Raw genomic sequence first — 20,738 nt, 5'->3', positions numbered from 1 at the left:
GTCATTCGCCTGTCCCCACAGCCCCTCCATCGTCCTTGCCCGAGGCTTTCCATGAGCGCCTATCCCCACCTGCTCGAACCCCTGAACCTGGGTTTCACCACATTGCGCAACCGTGTCCTGATGGGCTCGATGCACGTGGGCCTGGAAGAGGCGAAGGACGGCTTCGAGCGCATGGCGGCCTTCTATGCCGAACGCGCTCGTGGCGGTGTGGGCCTGATGGTGACGGGCGGCATCGCGCCCAATGATGACGGCCGCCCCTACCCGGGCGGCGCCCGCCTGGCCACGGAAGAGGAAGCGGCCAAGCATAAGGTCGTGACCGATGCCGTGCACGAAGCCGGCGGCAAGATCGCCATGCAGATCCTGCACTTCGGGCGTTACGCCTACCACCCGGGCCTGGTGGCGCCCAGCCCCGTCAAGGCGCCGATCTCGCCGGCCACGCCGCGCGAGCTGAGCACCGCCGAGGTGTGGCAGACGGTGGAGGATTACGCCCACTGCGCCGCGATGGCCCAGAAGGCCGGTTACGACGGCGTCGAGATCATGGGCTCCGAGGGCTACCTGATCAACGAGTTCACCGCAGCGCGCACCAACCACCGCACGGATGAATGGGGCGGCTCCTACGAGAGGCGCATGCGCTTCCCGGTGGAGATCGTCAAGCGCGCCCGCGAGCGCGTGGGCACCGATTTCATCATCATCTACCGCCTGTCCATGCTGGACCTGGTCGATGGCGGCTCGTCCTTCGACGAGGTGGTGCAACTGGCCCAGGCTATCGAGGCTGCTGGTGCCACCATCATCAACACCGGCATCGGCTGGCACGAGGCGCGCATCCCGACGATCGCCACCAGCGTGCCGCGCGCGGCCTATACCTGGGTCACGCGCAAGATGAAGGGCAAGGTCGGCATCCCGCTGATCACCACCAACCGCATCAATACGCCCGAAGTGGCTGAAGACGTGCTGGCCCGTGGCGATGCCGACATGGTCTCGATGGCGCGCCCCTTCCTGGCCGACGCTGACTTCGTCAACAAGGCCGCCGCCGGCCAGGCCGACCGCATCAACACCTGCATCGGCTGCAACCAGGCCTGCCTGGACCACACCTTCAGCGGCAAGATCACCTCCTGCCTGGTCAACCCGCGTGCCTGCCACGAGACGATCTTGAAGATCGAGCCCGTGAGCACGAAGAAGCGCGTGGCCGTGGTGGGCGCCGGCCCCGCTGGCCTCGCCGCATCGACCACCGCCACGCGCCGTGGCCATGACGTGACCCTGTTCGAGGCCGATGCCGACGTGGGCGGTCAGTTCAACATCGCCAAGCAGATCCCGGGCAAGGAAGAGTTCTACGAGACGCTGCGCTACTTCCGCAACGAGTTGAAGGATGCCGGCGTCAAGACCCGCTTCAACACCCGTGTCACGGCCGACGACCTGATCAAGGAAGGCTTCGACGAGGTCATCCTGGCCACCGGTGTCACGCCGCGCACGCCGCCCATCGACGGCATCGACCATCCCAAGGTGCTGAGCTACCTGGATGTGCTGCGTGACAAGAAGCCCGTGGGCAAGGCCGTGGCCGTGATCGGCGCTGGCGGCATCGGCTTCGACGTGGCCGAGTACCTCACGCACGAAGGTGAAAGCCCCTCGTTGAACCTCGACAAGTTCAATGAGGAGTGGGGCATCGATGCCACCTACGCCGACCGTGGCGGCATCAAGCCGCCGCACCTGCCCAAGCCGCCGCGCCAGATCTTCCTGCTGCAACGCAAGACCAGCAAGGTGGGCGATGGCCTGGGCAAGACCACGGGCTGGATCCACCGCACCTCGCTGAAAAACCGCAATGTGGAGATGATCGCGGGTGCCTCGTACACCAAGGTGGACGACGCTGGCCTGCACATCAACGTGGGTGGCAAGGACATGGTGCTGCCCGTAGACAACGTGGTGCTCTGCGCTGGCCAGGAGCCCTTCCGTGCGCTGCAGGCCGCGCTGGAAACCGCCGGCCAAAAGGTGACGCTGATCGGTGGTGCCGACGTGGCCGCCGAGCTGGACGCCAAGCGTGCCATCAAGCAGGGCACGGAAGTGGCCGCGGCGCTGTGACTTGCCAACATTTCATCGGAGACCGATCATGACGATTTCCCCGACCTTGAAGCCCCAGGCGGCAGCCTCGCTGGCGCTGTGGCACGACATGGTGGCCGGCCAGGACTTGGGCAGTTTGCCCTCGATCCTGCATGACGACGCCGTGTTCCGCTCGCCGATGGCGTTCAAGCCCTATGCGAGTGCGGCTGCCGTCAACCTCATCCTGACCACGGTGGTGCAGGTGTTCAAGGATTTCACCTACCACCGCACCCTGGTGTCGGACGATGGCCTGAACGTGGTGCTGGAGTTCAGCGCGAGCGTGGGCGACAAGCAGCTCAAGGGCATCGACATGATCCGCTTCGATGAGGATGGCAAGATCGTGGACTTCGAGGTGATGATCCGTCCGATGAGCGGACTGCAGGCCCTGGGCGCCGAGATGGGCGCACGGCTGGCCGCGTTCCTGCCCGCCTACAAGGCATAACCTTTCAGCGAGACACCCCCATGCAATTCGAGACCATCCGCACGCAGATCGACGGCCACGTGGCCACGCTCACGCTCAACCGGCCCGAGAAGGCCAACGCCATGAACTGGCAGATGTGGCAGGACATCCGGGCCAGCATGCAGTGGGCCGATGCCACGCCCGAGGTGCGTGCCGTGGTGCTGCGCGGCGAGGGCAAGCACTTCACCTCGGGCATCGACCTGAACATGATGATCGGCCTGCAGGACCGCATCAAGGACGATTGCGACGGCCGCCGCCGCGAGAAGCTGCGCCAGCTGATCCTGGAGCTGCAGGACACGCTCACCAGCATCGAGCGCTGCCGCAAGCCCGTACTGGCGGCCATCCACGGCGGCTGTGTGGGCGGCGGCATCGACCTGATCACCTGCACCGACATGCGCTACGCCAGTGCGGATGCCTACTTCACCGTCAAGGAGATCGACATCGGCATGGTGGCCGATGTGGGCACCCTGCAGCGCCTGCCCAAGCTGGTGGGCAATCAGGGCCTGGTGCGCGAGCTGGCCTTCACCGGCCGCAAGGTCGATGCCCAGGAAGCGCAGGCCATCGGCCTGGTCAACAAGGTGTTCGAATCGCAGGAAGCGCTGTACAAGGGCGTGCACGAGATGGCCGAGTTGGTGGCCGCCAAGTCACCGCTGAGCGTGCGTGGCATCAAGGAAATGCTGAACTACAGCCGCGATCACTCCGTGCCCGAAGGATTGAACTACATTGCCACCTGGAACGCGGCGATGCTGATGTCGCAGGATCTGACGGCGGCCATGATGGCCAGCATGTCCAAGCAGACGCCCACCTTCAAGGACTGAGGCCGCAGCACGCGGCGCACCGGAGGCCCCATGAGCACTGCTCCCAGCTATGACATCGTCGTTTTCGGCGCCACCAGCTTCGTGGGCCAGATCCTGGCAAAGTACCTGGTCGACTACCTTGCGCAGCAGCCTGAACCGGTGCGCTGGGCCATCGCGGGGCGCTCTGCCGCCAAGCTCGATGAGCTTAAGCGCTCCCTGGGGCCGCAGGGCCAGTCGCTGCCAGTGATCGTGGCCGATGCGGCCAATGAGGCGCAACTGCGCGACATGTGTGCGCAGACGCGCGTGGTGGTCTCGACGGTAGGGCCTTATGCGCTGTATGGCGAGCCGCTGGTCAAGGTCTGCGCCGAAACCGGCACCGATTACTGCGATCTGACGGGCGAGGCCCAGTGGATCAGCAAGATGATCGCCAAATACGAGGGCGCGGCCAGGCAATCAGGCGCGCGCATCGTGCATTGCTGCGGCTTCGATTCCGTGCCCTCGGACATGGGGGTGTACTTCCTGCAGCAGCAGTTCCGCCAGCAGTTCCAGGCTCCGGCCACCGAGGTCAAGATGCGCGTGCGCAGTATGAAGGGCGGCGCATCGGGTGGCACGGTGGCCAGCATGGTCAACGTCGTCAGCGAGGCCACGAAGGATCCGGCCCTGCGCAAGGAGTTGCGCAACCCTTACTCCCTGTGCCCGCCCGGTCATGGGCAGACTGCGCGCCAGCGGCCCGTCACGGGCGCGGTGTTCGATGAGGATTTCAAGGGCTGGGTCGCGCCCTTCGTGATGGCCGCGATCAACGAGCGGGTGGTGTTCCGCTCCAATGCACTCTCTGGCCTGGCCTATGGCGCTGACTTCACCTACAGCGAAGGCATGCTCACGGGCGCAGGCGCCAAGGGGCGTCTGGGTGCGCTGGGCGTGGTGGGTGGCCTGGGCGGCTTCATGCTGGGCGTGGCCTTCAAGCCCACGCGCGCCGTGCTGGAGCGCTTCGTGCTGCCCAAGCCCGGCGAAGGCCCGAGCCCGCAGCAGCAGTTGAACGGCCGCTACGACCTCCGCTTCTTCGGCCGCTCGGCGCTGGGGCAGACCTTGCGTGTGAAGGTCACCGGCGACCGTGATCCCGGCTACGGCTCCACCAGCAAGATGCTGGGGCAGGCCGCCTTGAGCCTGGCGCTGGACCATGTTCAAGGCGGTGTCAAGGTGGGCCGTGGTGGTGGCTTCTGGACCCCGGCCACGATGTTCGACGAACGCTACATCGCGCGCCTGACCAGACACGCTGGCCTGGGCTTCGAGGTCTGACCTGCCCCCTCACAGCCGTACCAACTGAATGGAAGTGAGGTCCGTCAACCTGGAGAATGACGGACATGAGGAAGAGTCGATTCACGGAGCAGCAGATCATCGGTGTCTTGAAGCAGGCCGAGTCGGGCCTGCCGGTCAAGGATGTCTGCCGCCAAGGCGGGTTCAGTGAGCCCACGTTCTACAAGTGGCGATCGAAGTACGGCGGGATGGAGGCTGATGAGGCTCGCCGCTTGAAGGATCTGGAGGTCGAGAACGCCAGGCTCAAGAAGTTGCTGGCAGAAGCTCATCTGGACCTGGAGGCGCTCAAGGTCGGCTTCGGGGTAAAGCGCTAGCCCGGCAGGACAAGCGCAAGGCCATTGCCAAGATGCTGGAACATGCCCAGATATCGGAGCGCAGGGCCTGCCGTCTTTTGGGGCTGTCCCGCGATGCCTGACGTCATCCACCGCAACCCGATGCGCACACCGTGCGCCTGGGTGAACGCATTCATGCCGTGGCCATGGAGCGACGGCGCTTTGGGTATCGCCGCGTGCACGACATGCTGCGCAGCGAGTTTCCGGGCATCAACCACAAGAAGGTGTTTCGGCTATACCGCGCGCAGGGCTTGGCAGTTCGCAAGCGCAACAAGGGCAAGAAGTACCGTGGGGAGCGCACGCCGTTGGTGGCTGCTGTGAGCGTCAATCAAACATGGAGCCTGGACTTCGTCAGCGACTCTTTGAGTAGCGGCAGGCGCATCAAGTGCCTGACCATTGCCGATGACTTCAGCCATGAGTGCGTCGATATCGCGGTTGATTGGTCCATGTCAGGTGCAACGTCACTCGAATCCTTGATCGAGCTGCACGATTCAGAGGCTACCCAGAGGCCATCAGGACGGACAACGGAGCCGAGTTCACTTGCCGGGCCTTCATGGCCTGGATGCAGGCGCGAGGTATCCAGCACATCCTGATTCAGCCGGGCAAGCCAACCCAGAACGCCTACATCGAGAGCTTCAACGGCAAGTTCAGGGATGAATGCCTCAACGAGAACTGGTTCGAATCCCTGGCTCAGGCCCGTGAGGTCATCGCCATTTGGCGCCAGGACTACAACGAGGTTCGGCCACATGGAACGATTGGCCGGATTCCTCCGGCTGAGTTCGCAGCCAACCACCGCAACCCCAAACTACCAACCACCGACGCAGGATCAGTTAACCTGCAAACCCTTTGACCTCTCTCCAACTGATTGGTATGGCTGGAGAAGGCAGGTCATCAAGCGGCGTCACGGCGCCAGCCGGCTCGTGCTGGTGGGCTATTCGGGCGGCGGTGCGGTGGCTGCGCTGCTGGCCGCCAGGCGTGCGGATGTCGTGGCGCTGGTCACCGTGGCGGGCAACCTGGATCACCAGGCCTGGACGAGCCTGCATGGCATCCGTCCGTTGGACAGCTCGCTGAACCCCATCGACCAGGCAGGCCGCCTTGCCAGGTTGCGCCAGTGGCATCTCGTGGGAGAGCAGGACCGGGTGGTGCCGGCTGACCTGGTCCGCGCCTTCGTGGCCCGACAGGGCTCGGGCGCGCAAGCCACTGTGATCGTGGAGCTCGGCTTTGGCCACGCCTGTTGCTGGGCTCAGCAATGGCCAAGGCTCTGGACGTCCTTGGCCTTGCCGCATTGAGGCCTGGCCCGAAAGGGCTTACTCAGCCCGCAGCAGCTTGGGTTGCTGTCTTGCGTTGCGCGTGGGCTTGATCGAGCGCTTGATGGCGGCCCAGGACGCCCGCAGCAAACCCAGCACGGCCACAAAGGGCAGGGCGGTGCGGGGGCAGTAGCTCACGGTCCAGAAGCCGCCGTGGCAGGCGCCTTGTGAGATCAGGTCCAGCGGATGCGCTGGTGCCACGGCGTCTGGCGTGGTCTGTTCGGCACCCCGACGCAGATCGTGCACCCACAGCGCGGCCATCAGCGCCGTGGTGGTCTCAGGCTGGAACACCTCCACGCCGAACACATCGGCGGCCTGGTAGCCGGCGGCGATGGCGCGGTTGCTCAGCACGGATGAGGTCTCGGTGGGCGGCGCCACATTGATGGACACCGGATGCCCAGCAGCCCGCGCCACCAGTGCACGCCATTGCTGCAGCCGCTTGGCCAGCGCGTAATTGGGCCCCTGCTGAATCACCAGGCTGTCGACCACGGCCGACTTGGCGTTTGCCCCTTTGGGCACCATCGCTTCGACGTTGGGCTTGAAGAAGCGTGCACCCGTCACCATCGACAGGCCCTGCTGCAGCAGCTTGGACAGCAGCGGCCGATCACGGAAGCGGGCCATCGAGGTCGCGGCGGTGTGCTGGGGCACTGCGTAGACATCTGTGGGCGTGGCCAGGAAGGCGAGGGTGCTCTGCGGGTGCTCGTGGCAGGCCAGGGCCTGCAGCGCATCCATCGCGGCGGCCAGGCGCAGGTGCCGTTCGCCATCGGCGTAGCAATGGGCGGCCACGTCCAGTGGGCCCTTGAAACTGCGCAGCCAGTGAGCGATGTCGGGCAAGTGGGTGAGCAGATCGGCACCGGCCCGCTCTGTCCAGGGGGTGTGTGCCTCGGCCTGCGTCACCGGCACATGGATCACGGCATTGCCACGTTCGGCGATCGACGCGATGCGTGCCCACACATCGGGGCGGGGCAGGTCGATGGCCACGATGTTCGCGCGCCAGCGGCTCAGCATCTTCAGTGGGCCCGCCTCGCTGCCGGCGCCCAGCAGCACCAGCGTGCGGTCGGACAGGTCGAACCACTGCGGGTTATCGACACAGTCGATCAGCGCTTGGGCCGCGCTGGATTCGATGATGCCGCGCACGGCCCAGGCCCGGGCCTGTTCAGCCAGGGCGCTGCCTGTGAGCAGCCTGCCCTTGTAGGGGATCGCCAGCGGGTGGCCGGTGTCGAGGGTGCTTCGGTTGCCGGCCAGCGTGTGCGTCTGCAGCGGGCGGCTGAGGGGGGCGCTTCCCGCCTTGAACTGATCGAGTGCTTCGCGCAGGGGCATGTCCTGCCCGTCGGCTGACCAGCACAGCGCCTTCATGGCGGCATCCAGCCCGGCTTGGGCACTGGCCACGGCGGTGCCGGGCTGGCGCAGGGCGCCTTCCACCCAGCGTTTGAAATGGCGCGGGTAGTGGGTGCGCCACTGCTTCTCACCTTGCACCTGTGAGGCTGCATCGGCGTCCAACGGGGCCAGGGCCGCGGCCAGCACCTGCTTGACCGTGGGCGTGGAGCGTCGTTGCGCTGCGCCCTTGGTGGCAGGGAACACGAGGCCCTGCAAGGGTGTGGTGGCGGTCGGTTGGGTCAAGGCGGCTCCGGAAAAGGGTGCGAAGGGCGTATTCTAGGCAATTAATGTACAAGTGTGCATAATTCCCTGCAAAGCGGACAGCCTTGTTTCAAACGCGCCTGGGCCGCTGTGGGCGGAACCGCCTGGCCGTGCTCATGCCGGTTCTCTCGCAACCCTATTGTGCCGTTCCACATGGTTGTTCATCCGGTGAACATTCGACAGACATCGATCACGTTCGAGCCCTGGGGTTTGACTCAATCCTGAACCGGCGCTGTCGAGAGTCACGGCCAAGGAAGGAACGATGCCGTGAACAAGAGAGTGGACTCCATTTCGCCGCAGGCGAAACCACCCGAATGAAGCCCGGACGCAGGCTGGCTCAGCCCCCGCCCCGCACTGTCGCGCCGAAGCGCCCAAGCCCACGCAGGCAAAGGACACAAGGGCGCGAAAACAAGTGGATCAGGAGCCGGAAGCCGAAGAAGCATCCTGCGCCTCGTCCGACTTCTTCTTGCCCCGCTCAGCCAACTGCGCCGCCCAGATCCCAACCTCGTACAGGATGCACATCGGAATGGCCAACGCCAGCTGCGACACCACATCTGGCGGCGTCACCACCGCGGCGATCACGAAGGCCACCACGATGAAGTAGCCCCGGAACTCCTTGAGCTTGGCCACCGACACAATGCCCATGCGTGCCAGGATCACCACGACCACCGGCACCTCGAACGCCGCCCCGAAGGCCAGGAACATGTTCAGCACGAAGCTCAGATAAGCCTCAATGTCAGGCGCCGCCGTGATGCTCTTGGGCGCGAACTGCTGGATGAAGTGGAAGACCTTGCCGAAAACAAAGAAGTAGCAGAAGGCCACGCCGGTGAAGAACAGCAGCGTGCTGGAGATGATCAAGGGCATCACCAGTTGCTTCTCGTTGGCGTACAGGCCAGGCGCCACGAAGGCCCAGATCTGGTAGAGCACCACGGGCAGGGCCAGCATGAAGGCGGCCAGCATCGTGATCTTGATCGGCACCATGAAGGGCGAGATCACGCTGGTGGCGATCAGCGTCGAGCCCTTGGGCAGGTTGGCCACCAGCGGCTGCGCCAGGATGTCGTAGAGACCCGAAGGGCCGGGGTACAGCGCCAGGGCGATGAAGCACACGCCGATCGCGATCACCGCCCGGATGAGCCGGTCACGCAGTTCGATCAGGTGGCTGACGAAGGGCTGCTCGGTGCCCTCCATCTCGTTGTTTTGCGGGTCTTGGCTCACGGGGCCTCAGTGGGGCAGAGAGGGAAGGGCATCAGTGCGACACCAGCGGAGCGGAACATCATCGCGGACCAGCGCCCGGTGGCCTGAAACGCGCCACGCGCGCCGCGCCAGACTGCACGTGCCGGCGCACCCCGTTCTGCTGCTTGTACCACATGGGCATGGTCGCCTTCTTCAGGCGCCAATTCTTGCGTGGCGGGGTGTAGCCGCCACCATAGGGCGTGTACGGGGTGTGGTGCGAACTGGTGCTGCCATCAGCCAGCGAATGATCGCCGTCATGGAAACCATCGCCGGCCTGCTTGACCTCATCGAGGTTCTGGTAGACGGCGGTTTCCACGTCCGAGGCGGCCGTTTCCAGCCCGGTCTTCATCTTCTTGAGCTCTTCGAGCTCGATGGACCGGTTCACTTCGGCCTGCACCTGCGAGACATAGCGCTGGGCCTTGCCCAGCAGCACCCCGACGGTGCGGGCTACCTTGGGCAGCCGCTCAGGGCCGATCACGATCAGCGCAACCGCACCGATCAGGGCGAGTTTGTCTATGCCAAAGTCGATCACGTGGCGTCCGGGCCTGCTCAGGCCCGCTTAAAAGGGTGTCAGGACTTGGTCTTGGCTTCGACGTCCACCGTGTTGGCGTCGGTCTTGGCGGTGTTGCTCACCTGTTGTGCAGGTGCATCTGCCGCAGCAGTGCCGCCGTCCTTCATGCCGTCCTTGAAACCCTTCACGGCGGAGCCCAGGTCCGAGCCCATGTTCTTCAGCTTCTTGGTGCCGAACACCATCACCACGATCACCAGCACGATCAGCCAGTGCCAAATGCTCAACGATCCCATCGTCTGCTCCTCAACGGTCTTATGACCTTACCACCACAAAAACAGTCTGTTGCGAAATACGTGCCAACTTGGTGCATCAGGGGCTGTCAGCCCTGCGTACCGGCTGGTTGGGTGCGGCGTGCGAACTCTTCCAGGCCGGACAGGCCTTCGCGGCGGGCCAACTCGGCCACCACATCCTGAGGGCTCAAGCCCAGGTGGGCCATGGCCACCATCGAATGAAACCACAGATCCGCCAATTCGCCCACCAGGGCCTTGCGGGCGGCTTCGTCCGAGGGTGCGTGGGCCAGATCCTTGGCGGCCAGCACCATTTCGGTGGCCTCTTCGCCTACCTTCTTGAGCATGGTGTCCGTGCCCTTGTGGAACAGGCGGGCCACGTAGCTCTTGTCTGGGTCGCCGCCCTTGCGGGACTCGATCACCTGGGCCACGCGCAGCAGCACATCCAGCGTGTCGGCAGGGGGCGTGGCGGGGGAAGCTGAATTGCTCATGATGAAAATGCAGAGACTGCCCGGGCGCACAAGGCACCCCGGAGCCCTATTTGTAGATGTTCTGCGGGTCTTTCAAGACCGGGTCCACAGCGGCCCAGCGGCCATTGTCGTGCCGTTGGAAGAAACAACTGTGACGGCCAGTGTGGCAGGCAATGCCCGGTTCATGGCCCAGTTGTTCAACCTTGATCAGCACCACGTCGTTGTCGCAGTCGAGGCGGATGTCATGCACCTTTTGGGTGTGTCCGGATTCTTCGCCCTTGTGCCACAGGCGCTGGCGCGAGCGGCTCCAGTACACGGCCTCGCCCAGTTCGGCGGTGCGCGCCAGGGCTTCGCGGTTCATCCAGGCGAACATGAGCACGTCGCCCGTGCCCACTTCCTGGGCGATGACAGGGACCAGACCTTGGTCGTCCCAGCGAATGTCGTCTAACCAGTTCATAGCCGGTCAGTGTACCGCCGGGGCTTGCGCGGCAATGTCCGTGAACCGTCAAAATCGGGGTATGCGACATCAGCCTTCCGACATCGACGATTTCTCTGCCCTGGCCGGGGTAACGGGTGGCCTCGCGCCCCTGGTGCTGTCGATGGGAGATCCCTGCGGCATCGGGCCGGAGATCGTGGCCTTGCAGTGGCTGGCGCCGCAGGCTCCCGGCACTGTCGTGGTTGGTTCAGCGGCGGTGATGCGCCGCGCCGTGGTGGCCTTGGCGGGGCGTCATCCCCAGGCTGCCAAGCTGCTGGTGTGGTCTGTTCGCACTGAAACGCGTCCGGCAGCACAGGGCACGCCTGGCCCTGGCGCTTCTGCAGCGGCTCCGATCGTGGTGCCAGTGTGGGAACCAGATGGCCTGCCCGAGGGGCTGGAGGCCTTGCCCTGGGGGCAGATCGATGCGCAGGCGGGTGCAGCAGCAGCCCTGTGCGCGCGCGAAGGGGCGGCGCTGGTACAGCGGGGCAGGGCGCGGGCGCTGGTCACGGCGCCACTGCACAAGGAATCCTTGTCTCTGGCAGGAGAGGCCTTCCCAGGCCATACCGAGTTGCTGCAGGCGCTGGCCACGCCCGAGGGGCAACCGCTGGTGCCCGTGCGCATGATGCTGGCCAACCACGAGTTGCGCACCGTGTTGGTGTCCATCCATGTGTCGTTGCGGCAGGCACTGGATGCCGTCACCTTCGACAACGTGCTGGCCACCGTGCGCATCACGCATCAGAGCTTCCTGAAGATGGGCTTCGAGCGACCTCGCATCGCCGTGGCTGGGCTCAATCCGCATGCGGGCGAGGGCGGCTTGTTCGGTGATGAGGAACTGCGCGTGATCATCCCGGCGCTCGACGCTGCGCGCGCCCAAGGGATGAATGTGACAGGCCCGCTGGCGCCGGACACCGTCTTCATGCGGGCCCGCCACGCACCGCCCGAGCACCCTGGCGAGTTCGACGTGGTGGTGGCGATGTACCACGACCAGGGCCTGATCCCCGTGAAGTACCTGGGCGTGGCCCATGGGGTGAATGTGACGCTGGGCCTGCCCTTCGTGCGCACCAGCCCGGATCACGGCACCGCCTTTGATTTGGCAGGCACCGGGCGCGCAGACCCCTCCAGCCTGACGGAGGCGATGCACGTGGCTCGCCAACTGGCGGCATCGGGCTGACAAGGCGTGATGAGCGGCGGGCGGGTTGCGGCTCAGGCCGCAACCTTGCTGCCACGCGGCTGGCTCAGCGCGGCCAACTGGCGGCGGGCGCGGATGGTGGCGCGCTCCAGCAACTGAGCCTGTTCGAAGGCCTTGAAGCGGCCCGAGGCGCACATCTGCGTGAGGGTGCGCGCCGTCAGCGAAATGGTCTGCTTGGACGGCGAATGCCCCTGCGTGAACATGAAGAAGGTGCGCCCTTCGGACACCCAGGTCAGGCGCACCTTTTTCCACTGCCCCTTGAGCAGCATGCGGTAGGCGGCGCCGGCCTGGATGTAATTCACCAGCGAGGGGCCGGTGGCCGGCGGCGCGGGTGAATCCAGCGGCAGGTCCACATCGACGCTGACCAGATCGGGCTCGTCACCGGCGCTGAGGTCGATGTCCAGGGAGCCATCACCGCTGTTCTCGTCCAGCAGGCTGGCTTCGCTGACCCAGCCGGCCGATTGGGCCTCTTGCGGGGACAGCGTGGCGGCCATGGCCAGGGGGCCGGGCTCCGTGGTGGAACTGGGCGAGGGCAGTGGGTCGTTGGCGGCCTCTTCGCGGCTGGGGATGGCGATTTGCTCGACCTTGCGCAGACGCTGCTCCAGCAGTCGCAGGGTCAGGTCGTGCGGTGGCGGGGCCTTCAGCGCCTCGGCGTGCAAGGGCAGCAACTGGGCGAAGAAGCCTTCCTTGGCCTCGGCGGCCCACTGGATCAGGTCCAGGCCCTCGTGCAGATCCTTCATCAACTGGGGCAGCTGGCGCAGGAAATCCTGCCGCAGCGAAGGGTGCCCCTTGGGCTGCACGCTCAGCACCAGTTGGTGCGAAGCATTGCGCATGCGCACGGCCTTGTCGCTGTCGGGGCCGTGGCGCGCGGCCACCATCACCTGCACCTGGGTCCAGATCTGCGCCAGGAACTCCTTGAGGAAGGCGGGCGCTTCCAGGTCGGCCAGCTCGCTGCGCACCTTCTGCATGTAGCGCTGCTGCACGCGCAGATCGGCTTCCTTGCCGCTGAGCAGGGCGGCCACGGCGGCGTTCTCTTCCACCTCGCGCGCGGTCTGCGAGGCCACGAAGGTCTCCAGGTCGGCCAGCTTGGATTCGTACAGGTCCAGACGGTCGAAATCGCCCTCGACGATCTCGCGCACCAGTTCGGTGACGATCTGGATGCATTCGCGGCCAGGGCCATCGTCCAGCTGGTCGAAGGCGACGGCCAGGCTGGCCATGCGGTTGACCAGGCGACGCACCGGGTGCTTGCGCGAGTGGAAGAAGCTCTGGTCCCGCAGGGCCACGCGCAGCACGGGCAACTGCAGCCGCCCGATCTGGCGCGCCATCTGCGGCGGCACCTTGGGGTCCGAGAGCACCTGGTCGAACAGTGTGGCCACGATGTCGATGACCATCTGGTCCAGGGCGGTGCCGCCACTGGCCTGCAGAAGCTCTTCGCGGTGGACGCGGATCAGGTTGGAGGGGGTGGGGGCTTCGTGGGTGCCCAGGCCGCCCGGGGCGGACACGGCCCAGCCGGATGCCACGGAAGACAGGCTCTGCAGCCGGCGCATCAGGCCGAGCATGCCGCTGTCGATATCGGAGGCGCCCGATGCAGTGCCGCTCAGGCCTTGCCCGCGTGCGCCACCTGCCCCCGCAGGGCCCGATGCGGAGGCGCTACTGCCGGCGCTGCCGGGCATGCCGCCCAGTCCACCACTGCCGTCACCACCACCTGCCAGGCCCTTGGCACGTGCGGCCGCGGCCTGCAATTCCTCAGGGGAGGGCAGGGCCACACCGAACAGGTCACCCAGGGCCTTCATCGATGGGGGCGGGGTCCAATCAGGCGCCTCACCAGAGCCACCCAGCCCACCATGGCTCGATGTCAGGGGCGCACCGCTGGTTGATGAGCGCGTGGAATCACGCTCCAACCCCGGGCTGCCCGTGTGCCCGGTGGGCTTGCGCACCAGCAGCGGGGCTTGCGCTACGCCATGCTGACGGCACTCGGCCAGCAACTGTTCATAGCAGGCCTTGAGCGCGGCGCTGGCATGCACGGCCAGCACGCGGGCCAGTTGCTGCTGGGCGGCGGTGTCCTCGCTGGCCTGCGTCACGGCCTTGAGCAGCGCCTTGCCGACGATGGCCGGCCGCAGGGGGAACACCTCGTCGCTTGGTTCGGCCTCTTGAAGCGTGACGAAATAACCACGAAGTTCGCGCAGCGAGGCCTCGGTGTCGATCTCCAGCAGCCGGGTCAGGCGTGCGGCCGTGACGGTTTCCTCGACCTCGGCGTTCTCCACCAGGCGCAGGGCTGTCCAGTCGGTGTCGGCGTAGGCCGCGCCCTCGGGCTGCTGGCGCTGCAGATCCTTGGCGACGCGCTCGCCCAGATCACGCGCGAACGCCTGACCGACCGCCGTGCAACGGCGCTGCAGGTCGTATTCGGCGTTCATCAACGCCTGGCGCTCGGCATTGCTGCTGGCCGCCAGGGCCAGCATGCCCAGCTGGGTGCCCGTCTTGTCGATGGCCTGCGTCATGCCCGCCACCAGGCGGGTTACAGCAGGTTCAAGCAGACGGTCCAGTCGGGGATCGGTCACGGTTGGTTTACATCCAGATCACAACGGGGCGAAGACTTGCACCCCTTTCGATCCAGATATCGGCCGGATAGATCCGGACTTGCGTTACCGTTTCAAACTGTCACGAATTTCCCGCAGCAGCACGATGTCTTCCGGCGTGGGGGCCGGGGCGGCAGGCGCGGCCGGTGCCGGCTGAGCGCGCAGGCGGTTGATCTGCTTGATCATCAGGAAGATGATGAACGCCAGAATCGCGAAATTCAGGGCCACGGTGACGAAATTACCCCAGGCGAACACGGCGCCGAGTTTCTTGGCATCCGCCAGCGCCAGGCCTGCGGGCTGCCCGGCCAGGGCGACGTAGTAATTGGAGAAATCCAGGCCACCGACCACCTTGCCCACCAGCGGCATGATCAGGTCGTTGACCACCGAATCCACGATCTTGCCGAAGGCCCCGCCGATGATGACGCCCACGGCCAAGTCGACCACATTGCCCTTGACGGCAAATTCCTTGAATTCGGTCATGAAAGTCATGCGCCCGCTCCTATCTTCTAGCACTGGTTGGTGTTGGGAAATAATCTAAATGCACAGGGTTTGATCTGACTGCGCGTGCCCGTCTGGCATGGTTATAAACCATAGGGCCCATGGCTAGAATAACAGCCATCCCCCTTCCATCGTTCATCGTCCCCGAGGAACCAATGAGCAATCAGCCAGTGGATCAAAGCCGCCGGACGTGGGTGACCATCGCCTGCGTCACCGGTGGTGCAGGTGGCGTTGCCGCCGCCGTGCCCTTCGCCCTGACTTTCCAGCCCTCCGAAAAGGCCCGTGCGGCCGGCGCTGCCGTCGAAGCCGACATCAGCACCCTCAAAGAGGGCGAGATGCTCACGGTGGAATGGCGCGGCAAGCCCGTCTGGATCATCAAGCGCACGCCCGCCCAGTTGGCCGAACTGGAAAAGATCGGCGGCGAGCTGGCCGACCCGGATTCCCAGCGCAAGCCGGATGAGCTCACCCCCAAGTACGCCCAGAACCGCCACCGCTCGATCAAGCCCGAGATCCTGGTGACGGTGGGCATCTGTACCCACCTGGGCTGTTCGCCGACCGCGAAGTTCCAGGCCGGCGCCCAACCTTCGCTGCCCGAAACCTGGCCGGGCGGCTTCCTGTGCCCCTGCCACGGCTCCACCTTCGACATGGCCGGCCGCGTGTTCAAGAACAAGCCCGCGCCCGACAACCTCGAAGTGCCGCCGCACATGTACCTCTCGGACACCAAGATCCTCATTGGTGAAGACAAGCAGGCCTGAGGCAGGAGCACATCGACATGGCTGAATTCAAGCAAGCGCCCGCAGGCGCCTCGGCCGGCGTGAAGTTCATGACCTGGGTGGACAACCGGTTCCCGGCCACCAAGCTCTGGAACGAACACGCCGCGCAGTACTACGCCCCCAAGAACTTCAACTTCTGGTATTTCTTCGGCTCGCTGGCGCTTTTGGTGCTGGTGATCCAGATCGTGACCGGCATCTTCCTGGTCATGAACTACAAGCCTGACGGCACGCTCAACGCCGCCGGCATCCCCGTGGCGTTTGCCAGCGTCGAGTACATCATGCGCGATGTGCCCTGGGGCTGGCTGGTGCGCTACATGCACTCCACAGGGGCCTCGGCCTTCTTCGTGGTGGTGTACCTGCACATGTACCGCGGGCTGATCTACGGCTCCTACCGCACGCCGCGCGAGCTGGTCTGGATCTTCGGCTGCCTGATCTTCCTGTGCCTGATGGCTGAGGCCTTCATGGGCTACCTGCTGCCCTGGGGCCAGATGTCGTACTGGGGCGCCCAGGTGATCATCAACCTGTTCTCGGCGATCCCCTTCGTCGGCCCTGACCTGGCCATCCTGATCCGCGGCGACTACGTGGTGGGCGACGCGACGCTGAACCGTTTCTTCGCGCTGCACGTGATTGCCGTGCCGCTGGTGCTGCTGGGCCTGGTGGTGGCGCACCTGATCGCGCTGCACGAAGTGGGCTCCAACAACCCCGACGGTATCGAGATCAAGGCCAAGAAAAACGCCAACGGCATCCCGCTGGACGGCATCCCCTTCCACCCCTACTACACGGTGCACGACATCATGGGCGTGGCCGGCTTCCTGATCGTGTTCACGGCGGTGATCTTTTTCGCGCCTGAGTTCGGCGGCTACTTCCTAGAGTACAACAACTTCCTGCCGGCCGATCCGCTGAAGACTCCGTCGCACATCGCCCCGGTCTGGTACTTCACGCCGTTCTACTCGATGCTGCGCGCCACCACCGACTGGATGGTGCACGTGTTCGCGGCCCTGCTTGGCTTGGCAGCGCTGCTGAACCTGGTCAAGGGCCAGGGCAGCAGCAAGGCCAAGATTGGCGGCATCATCGCGGCGGCCATCGCCATCGCCCTGCTGTACAAGTTCGAGGCCAAGTTCTGGGGCGTGGTCGTGATGGGTGGCGCCGTCGTCATCCTGGCCTTCCTGCCCTGGCTGGACCACAGCCCGGTCAAGTCGATCCGCTACCGTCCTGACTGGCACAAGATCGTCTACGGCGTGTTCGTGCTGAACTTCGTGATGCTGGGCTGGCTGGGCATCGAGCCCCCGTCGCCCGTGTACGAAAAGATGGCGCAGATCGGCACGCTGCTGTACCTGGGGTTCTTCCTGCTGATGCCGTGGTGGAGCCAGCTGGGCACCTTCAAGCCGGTGCCCGAGCGCGTGACCTACCACCCCCACTGAGTGTCAGGAGCACACCAACATGATCAAACGCATCATCGCTTCGCTGCTGACCACGCTGGCGCTGGTCTCGGGCGCCCAGGCGGCCGAAGGCACCGCCCCGCTCGACCGCTTCCCCAAGGCGCGGGTGACCGACTTGGCCGCGCTTCAGAACGGGGCCAAGCTGTTCGTCAATTACTGCCTGAACTGCCATTCGGCCGCCTTTGTTCGCTACAACCGCCTGCAGGACATCGGCCTCACGGAAGACCAGATCAAGCAAAACCTGCTCTTCACCGCCGAGAAGGTGGGCGAAACCATGACCGCGGCCATCAAGCCACGTGACGCCAAGGAGTGGTTCGGCGCCGTGCCGCCCGACCTGACCCTGGCCGCCCGCGCCCGGGCCAGCCCCGCCGGCACCGGCCCTGACTGGCTCTACACCTACCTGCGCACCTTCTACAAGGACGACACCCGCCCCACGGGCTGGAACAACCTTGTCTTCCCCAATGTGGGCATGCCGCACGTGCTGTGGGAGTTGCAGGGTGAACGCGCTGCGGTATACAAGGAAGAGGTCGATCCGCATGATGAAAAAAAGAAGGTTCACACCTTCACTGGATTCGAGCAGTTGACCCCGGGTAAAATGTCGGCCCAGGAGTACGACAGTGCGATGGCCGATCTGGTGGCCTACATGACGTGGATGGCTGAGCCGAACGCTCAGCATCGTATCCGCATCGGTGTGGGTGTGATGATCTTCCTCATCGGCTTCCTGTTTGTTGCCTGGCGATTGAACGCCGCGTTCTGGAAAGACGTGAAGTGAACTGAGTGTCGACGGCGCCCTTGATCAAAGGGTGTCTGGCGCAGTGAACACCCTTCGCGGGGTGCCACTGCGCTTCGTTGTTTTTGGCATTTGCCTGTTTCTGATTGAGGATCCTGCCGCCATGATGGTGCTTTATTCCGGTACGACTTGCCCCTATTCGCACCGCTGCCGCTTCGTGCTCTTCGAGAAGGGCATGGATTTCGAGATCCGCGACGTCGACGTCTTCGCCAAGCCGGAAGACATCGCCCTGATGAACCCCTACAACGAGGTGCCCATCCTCGTCGAGCGCGACCTGATCCTGTACGAGTCGCACATCATCAACGAGTACATCGACGAACGCTTCCCCCACCCGCAACTGATGCCCGGTGACCCGGTCGCCCGTGCCCGCGTGCGCCTGTTCCTGCTGAACTTCGAGAAGGAACTGTTCGCTCACGTGAACCTGCTCGAAGGCCGTGGCGGCCTCAAGGGCAACGACAAGCAGTTGGAAAAGGCCCGCTCGCAGATCCGCGATCGCCTGACGCAGCTGGCGCCCATCTTCCTGAAGAACAAGTACATGCTGGGCGATGACTTCTCCATGCTGGACGTGGCCATCGCGCCCCTGCTGTGGCGCCTAGATTACTATGGCATCGAGCTGTCGAAGAATGCGCTGCCGCTGCTGAAGTATGCTGAGCGCATCTTCTCGCGGCCCGCCTACATTGAGGCGCTGACGCCCTCCGAGAAGGTGATGCGCAAGTAACGACGACGAACCGGGATTTCATGACCACGCCGACCGACGCCGACGCCCAGGGCAGTTCCACCCGCCCGTACTTGATCCGGGCCCTGCACGACTGGTGCACCGACAACGGCTTCACGCCTTACCTGGCGGTGTACGTCAACAAGACGGTGCAGGTGCCGCGCGAATACGTCAAGAACAACGAGATCGTGCTGAACGTGAGCTTCGATGCCACGAGCCAGTTGCAGCTGGGCAACGAGTACATCGAGTTCAAGGCACGTTTCGGTGGCGTGGCGCGTGACATCGCGGTGCCGGTCGATCACGTGATCGCCATCTATGCCCGTGAGAACGGGCAGGGCATGGCCTTCCCGGTGCCTACGCCGCAGGACGCCGAAGACGGTGCCGAAACGCCTGCTGCTGGTGAGCGTAAATCGGGTATCCGCCTGGCCAGCGTACCGGACACGGACCCCGATGCCGCGGTGGCCCTGGAGGTGGTGCCGCAGGATGAGTCGGGTGGGAATGATCCTGAGCCTCCTGCTGCGCCTCCGGGCGGCGGCAGACCGTCGCTGCGGCGCATCAAGTAAGCGCCAGAAGTCATCAAGGGCTGCATTACAATGCGGCCCTTGCTTCTTTGATGAAAGCATGCCGCCTTAGCTCAGTTGGTAGAGCAACCGCCTTGTAAGCGGTAGGTCGTCAGTTCGAATCCGACAGGCGGCACCAGTATTTGAAAGCCTTCCCCTGATAGTGACTGCTAACTTGGGAGGGCTTTTTCTTTGGATGGATACCGTTTCGGATACCACTTCAATCGCCCGCAGCGTCTGGCCAATGTGGTGGGCTCTTAGCTCTGCGGGTTCTTGGTATGAAGATAGATCCACTCGTCCAAACAAGCCTGTTCGATGTTTCCGGCTGGACCCAGGACGCAGAATTTGGAGTCTTCCCCCAGGGGGCGCGAGCAAAACTTGCGTATTTCGCGCCTGACAACGTCCAAGTGCCGGAAATTCGGAAGGGTCGCCGCTATCTTTTCAAGCGTTCGAAGAAGAGCTATCCGGATCAATATTGGGGCGAGGTCGTAGCGTATCGCATTGGTTGCTTGATAGGGGTTACGGTGCCGCCAGCTTTTGGGGCGCTCAACTCTGAAACGGGCGTCTGTGCTGCGCTGATCGAATGGTTCTATGAGGATGGTGTTGAGTCCTTCATTCACGCTGGAGACTTCCTGCAGCGACTGAGGCCTGACTTCGAAAGAGAGGTTGGAGCGGACCACAACATGGCGGACAACACAAAGCTGCTCTCTGCTTGGGCGAAGTTGGATTTGCTCAAGGACAACTGGAGCAAGTGGTGGGCTGTGGCCCTGGCTTTTGATGCGCTCATCGGAAACACGGATAGGCACCAAGACAACTGGGGTTTGATTCTTGCTACGGATGTAGCGTCCAAAACTCGATTCGCGCGACTTTCGCCATGCTTCGACAACGGTACAAGCCTTGGCCATGAGCGATTTGTTGACCGTATCGCAGGCTGGCGAGACCATGACGTTAAAAGGTACATCGAAAAGGGCAAGCATCATGTCCGATGGACTCATCGGGACGAAGGCTCTCGTGGACACGCAGCAATGCTCGCTAGCGCTGTGAACCAGTGGCCAGCGGTTAGGGCAAACCTTGTCCAGATGCTAGGTTTCTCGAAGGATGATCTGATAGGGGCACTTGAAGATTTGCTGAAGCTTGATGAAGCGCCCCGGGATTCGAGGAGGCTCCAACACTGGAGAATGGAGCCATGAAGAAGTCCCCGAAGTTTTCGCCAGAGGTGCGTGAGCGTGCCGTGCGTATGGTGCTGGAGCACCGTGGTGAGCATCCGTCGCAATGGGCGGCCA

The 20,738-nt window shown here is 64.3% G+C and carries 20 protein-coding genes, 1 tRNA gene and 1 pseudogene; 14 read left to right on the top strand and 8 right to left on the bottom strand.

The genetic code is table 11. From position 1 onward, the window contains the following. Positions 1–51 precede the first annotated feature (51 nt). The 6 genes and pseudogenes from WAQ08_RS08370 (at position 52) to WAQ08_RS08345 (ending at position 6,283) form a co-directional block, all read left to right on the top strand. On the top strand, positions 52–2,073 hold the full coding sequence (locus WAQ08_RS08370; protein ID WP_422190854.1) for an FAD-dependent oxidoreductase: 2,022 nt from the start codon (positions 52–54) through the stop codon (positions 2,071–2,073). Positions 2,074–2,101: 28 nt separating this feature from the next. Next, complete coding sequence (locus WAQ08_RS08365) at positions 2,102–2,533, top strand: nuclear transport factor 2 family protein (protein WP_422190851.1); 432 nt, start codon at positions 2,102–2,104, stop codon at positions 2,531–2,533. Between the two features lie 20 nt (positions 2,534–2,553). Continuing rightward, positions 2,554–3,369, top strand: a complete 816-nt coding sequence (locus WAQ08_RS08360) for a crotonase/enoyl-CoA hydratase family protein (RefSeq protein WP_422190849.1) — start codon at positions 2,554–2,556, stop codon at positions 3,367–3,369. 30 nt (positions 3,370–3,399) lie between these two features. Beyond that, the gene (locus WAQ08_RS08355) at positions 3,400–4,644 is read left to right on the top strand and encodes a saccharopine dehydrogenase family protein (RefSeq protein ID WP_422190847.1); all 1,245 of its coding nucleotides are present in this window, start codon (positions 3,400–3,402) and stop codon (positions 4,642–4,644) included. Positions 4,645–4,709: 65 nt separating this feature from the next. Beyond that, positions 4,710–5,844, top strand: a pseudogene (locus WAQ08_RS08350) (IS3 family transposase). A 70-nt stretch (positions 5,845–5,914) separates the two neighbouring features. Then, on the top strand, positions 5,915–6,283 hold the full coding sequence (locus tag WAQ08_RS08345) for a hypothetical protein (protein ID WP_422190845.1): 369 nt from the start codon (positions 5,915–5,917) through the stop codon (positions 6,281–6,283). A gap of 18 nt (positions 6,284–6,301) precedes the next feature. Here WAQ08_RS08345 and WAQ08_RS08340 read toward each other — a convergent pair whose 3' ends face one another. The 6 genes from WAQ08_RS08340 to hisI all read right to left on the bottom strand — a co-directional run bounded on the left by WAQ08_RS08340 (position 6,302) and on the right by hisI (position 10,897). After that, the gene (locus tag WAQ08_RS08340) at positions 6,302–7,921 is read right to left on the bottom strand and encodes a hypothetical protein (protein ID WP_422190843.1); all 1,620 of its coding nucleotides are present in this window, start codon (positions 7,919–7,921) and stop codon (positions 6,302–6,304) included. Positions 7,922–8,356: 435 nt separating this feature from the next. Next, positions 8,357–9,127 carry a twin-arginine translocase subunit TatC gene (tatC, locus tag WAQ08_RS08335; RefSeq protein WP_422190874.1) on the bottom strand — a complete coding sequence of 257 codons (771 nt, stop codon included), beginning with the start codon at positions 9,125–9,127 and terminating at the stop codon, positions 8,357–8,359. Between the two features lie 85 nt (positions 9,128–9,212). Next, the gene (locus WAQ08_RS08330) at positions 9,213–9,704 is read right to left on the bottom strand and encodes a Sec-independent protein translocase subunit TatA/TatB (protein WP_422190841.1); all 492 of its coding nucleotides are present in this window, start codon (positions 9,702–9,704) and stop codon (positions 9,213–9,215) included. 38 nt (positions 9,705–9,742) lie between these two features. After that, entirely contained in the window at positions 9,743–9,976 is a 234-nt protein-coding gene (tatA, locus tag WAQ08_RS08325) for a Sec-independent protein translocase subunit TatA (protein ID WP_422190839.1), read from the bottom strand. Between the two features lie 86 nt (positions 9,977–10,062). After that, the gene (locus tag WAQ08_RS08320) at positions 10,063–10,461 is read right to left on the bottom strand and encodes a phosphoribosyl-ATP diphosphatase (RefSeq protein ID WP_422190837.1); all 399 of its coding nucleotides are present in this window, start codon (positions 10,459–10,461) and stop codon (positions 10,063–10,065) included. Between the two features lie 46 nt (positions 10,462–10,507). Next, the gene (gene hisI / locus WAQ08_RS08315; RefSeq protein WP_422190835.1) at positions 10,508–10,897 is read right to left on the bottom strand and encodes a phosphoribosyl-AMP cyclohydrolase; all 390 of its coding nucleotides are present in this window, start codon (positions 10,895–10,897) and stop codon (positions 10,508–10,510) included. 142 nt (positions 10,898–11,039) lie between these two features. Here hisI and pdxA point away from each other — a divergent pair, with 142 nt between their 5' ends. Next, on the top strand, positions 11,040–12,086 hold the full coding sequence (pdxA, locus tag WAQ08_RS08310) for a 4-hydroxythreonine-4-phosphate dehydrogenase PdxA (RefSeq protein WP_422190872.1): 1,047 nt from the start codon (positions 11,040–11,042) through the stop codon (positions 12,084–12,086). Between the two features lie 32 nt (positions 12,087–12,118). On the opposite strand, the gene WAQ08_RS08305 is transcribed toward pdxA, so the two are convergent. Next, a complete protein-coding gene (locus tag WAQ08_RS08305; RefSeq protein ID WP_422190833.1) occupies positions 12,119–14,662 on the bottom strand; it encodes a DUF1631 family protein in 2,544 nt (847 codons plus the stop codon). An 84-nt stretch (positions 14,663–14,746) separates the two neighbouring features. Further along, a complete protein-coding gene (gene mscL / locus WAQ08_RS08300) occupies positions 14,747–15,169 on the bottom strand; it encodes a large conductance mechanosensitive channel protein MscL (RefSeq protein WP_422190831.1) in 423 nt (140 codons plus the stop codon). A 164-nt stretch (positions 15,170–15,333) separates the two neighbouring features. On the opposite strand from mscL, the gene petA reads away from it, so the two are divergent. From petA to WAQ08_RS08265, 7 genes are all read left to right on the top strand, one after another. Beyond that, on the top strand, positions 15,334–15,933 hold the full coding sequence (gene petA / locus WAQ08_RS08295) for a ubiquinol-cytochrome c reductase iron-sulfur subunit (RefSeq protein ID WP_422190829.1): 600 nt from the start codon (positions 15,334–15,336) through the stop codon (positions 15,931–15,933). Positions 15,934–15,950: 17 nt separating this feature from the next. Next, a complete protein-coding gene (locus tag WAQ08_RS08290; protein ID WP_422190827.1) occupies positions 15,951–17,372 on the top strand; it encodes a cytochrome b in 1,422 nt (473 codons plus the stop codon). 19 nt (positions 17,373–17,391) lie between these two features. After that, a complete protein-coding gene (locus WAQ08_RS08285; RefSeq protein ID WP_422190825.1) occupies positions 17,392–18,162 on the top strand; it encodes a cytochrome c1 in 771 nt (256 codons plus the stop codon). Between the two features lie 121 nt (positions 18,163–18,283). Continuing rightward, positions 18,284–18,898: a glutathione S-transferase N-terminal domain-containing protein gene (locus WAQ08_RS08280; protein ID WP_125242292.1), complete on the top strand. Its 615-nt coding sequence runs from the start codon at positions 18,284–18,286 to the stop codon at positions 18,896–18,898. A 20-nt stretch (positions 18,899–18,918) separates the two neighbouring features. Then, on the top strand, positions 18,919–19,458 hold the full coding sequence (locus WAQ08_RS08275) for a ClpXP protease specificity-enhancing factor (RefSeq protein ID WP_422190823.1): 540 nt from the start codon (positions 18,919–18,921) through the stop codon (positions 19,456–19,458). A 60-nt stretch (positions 19,459–19,518) separates the two neighbouring features. Beyond that, positions 19,519–19,594: transfer RNA gene (locus WAQ08_RS08270), tRNA-Thr, on the top strand. A gap of 139 nt (positions 19,595–19,733) precedes the next feature. Then, entirely contained in the window at positions 19,734–20,645 is a 912-nt protein-coding gene (locus tag WAQ08_RS08265) for a HipA domain-containing protein (RefSeq protein ID WP_422190821.1), read from the top strand. Positions 20,646–20,738: the final 93 nt, after the last annotated feature.

This window comes from Aquabacterium sp., from assembly GCF_049274795.1.
In the GTDB taxonomy this organism is placed as follows: domain Bacteria; phylum Pseudomonadota; class Gammaproteobacteria; order Burkholderiales; family Burkholderiaceae_C; genus Aquabacterium.
This window is presented reverse-complemented; position numbering and strand designations above follow the sequence as displayed.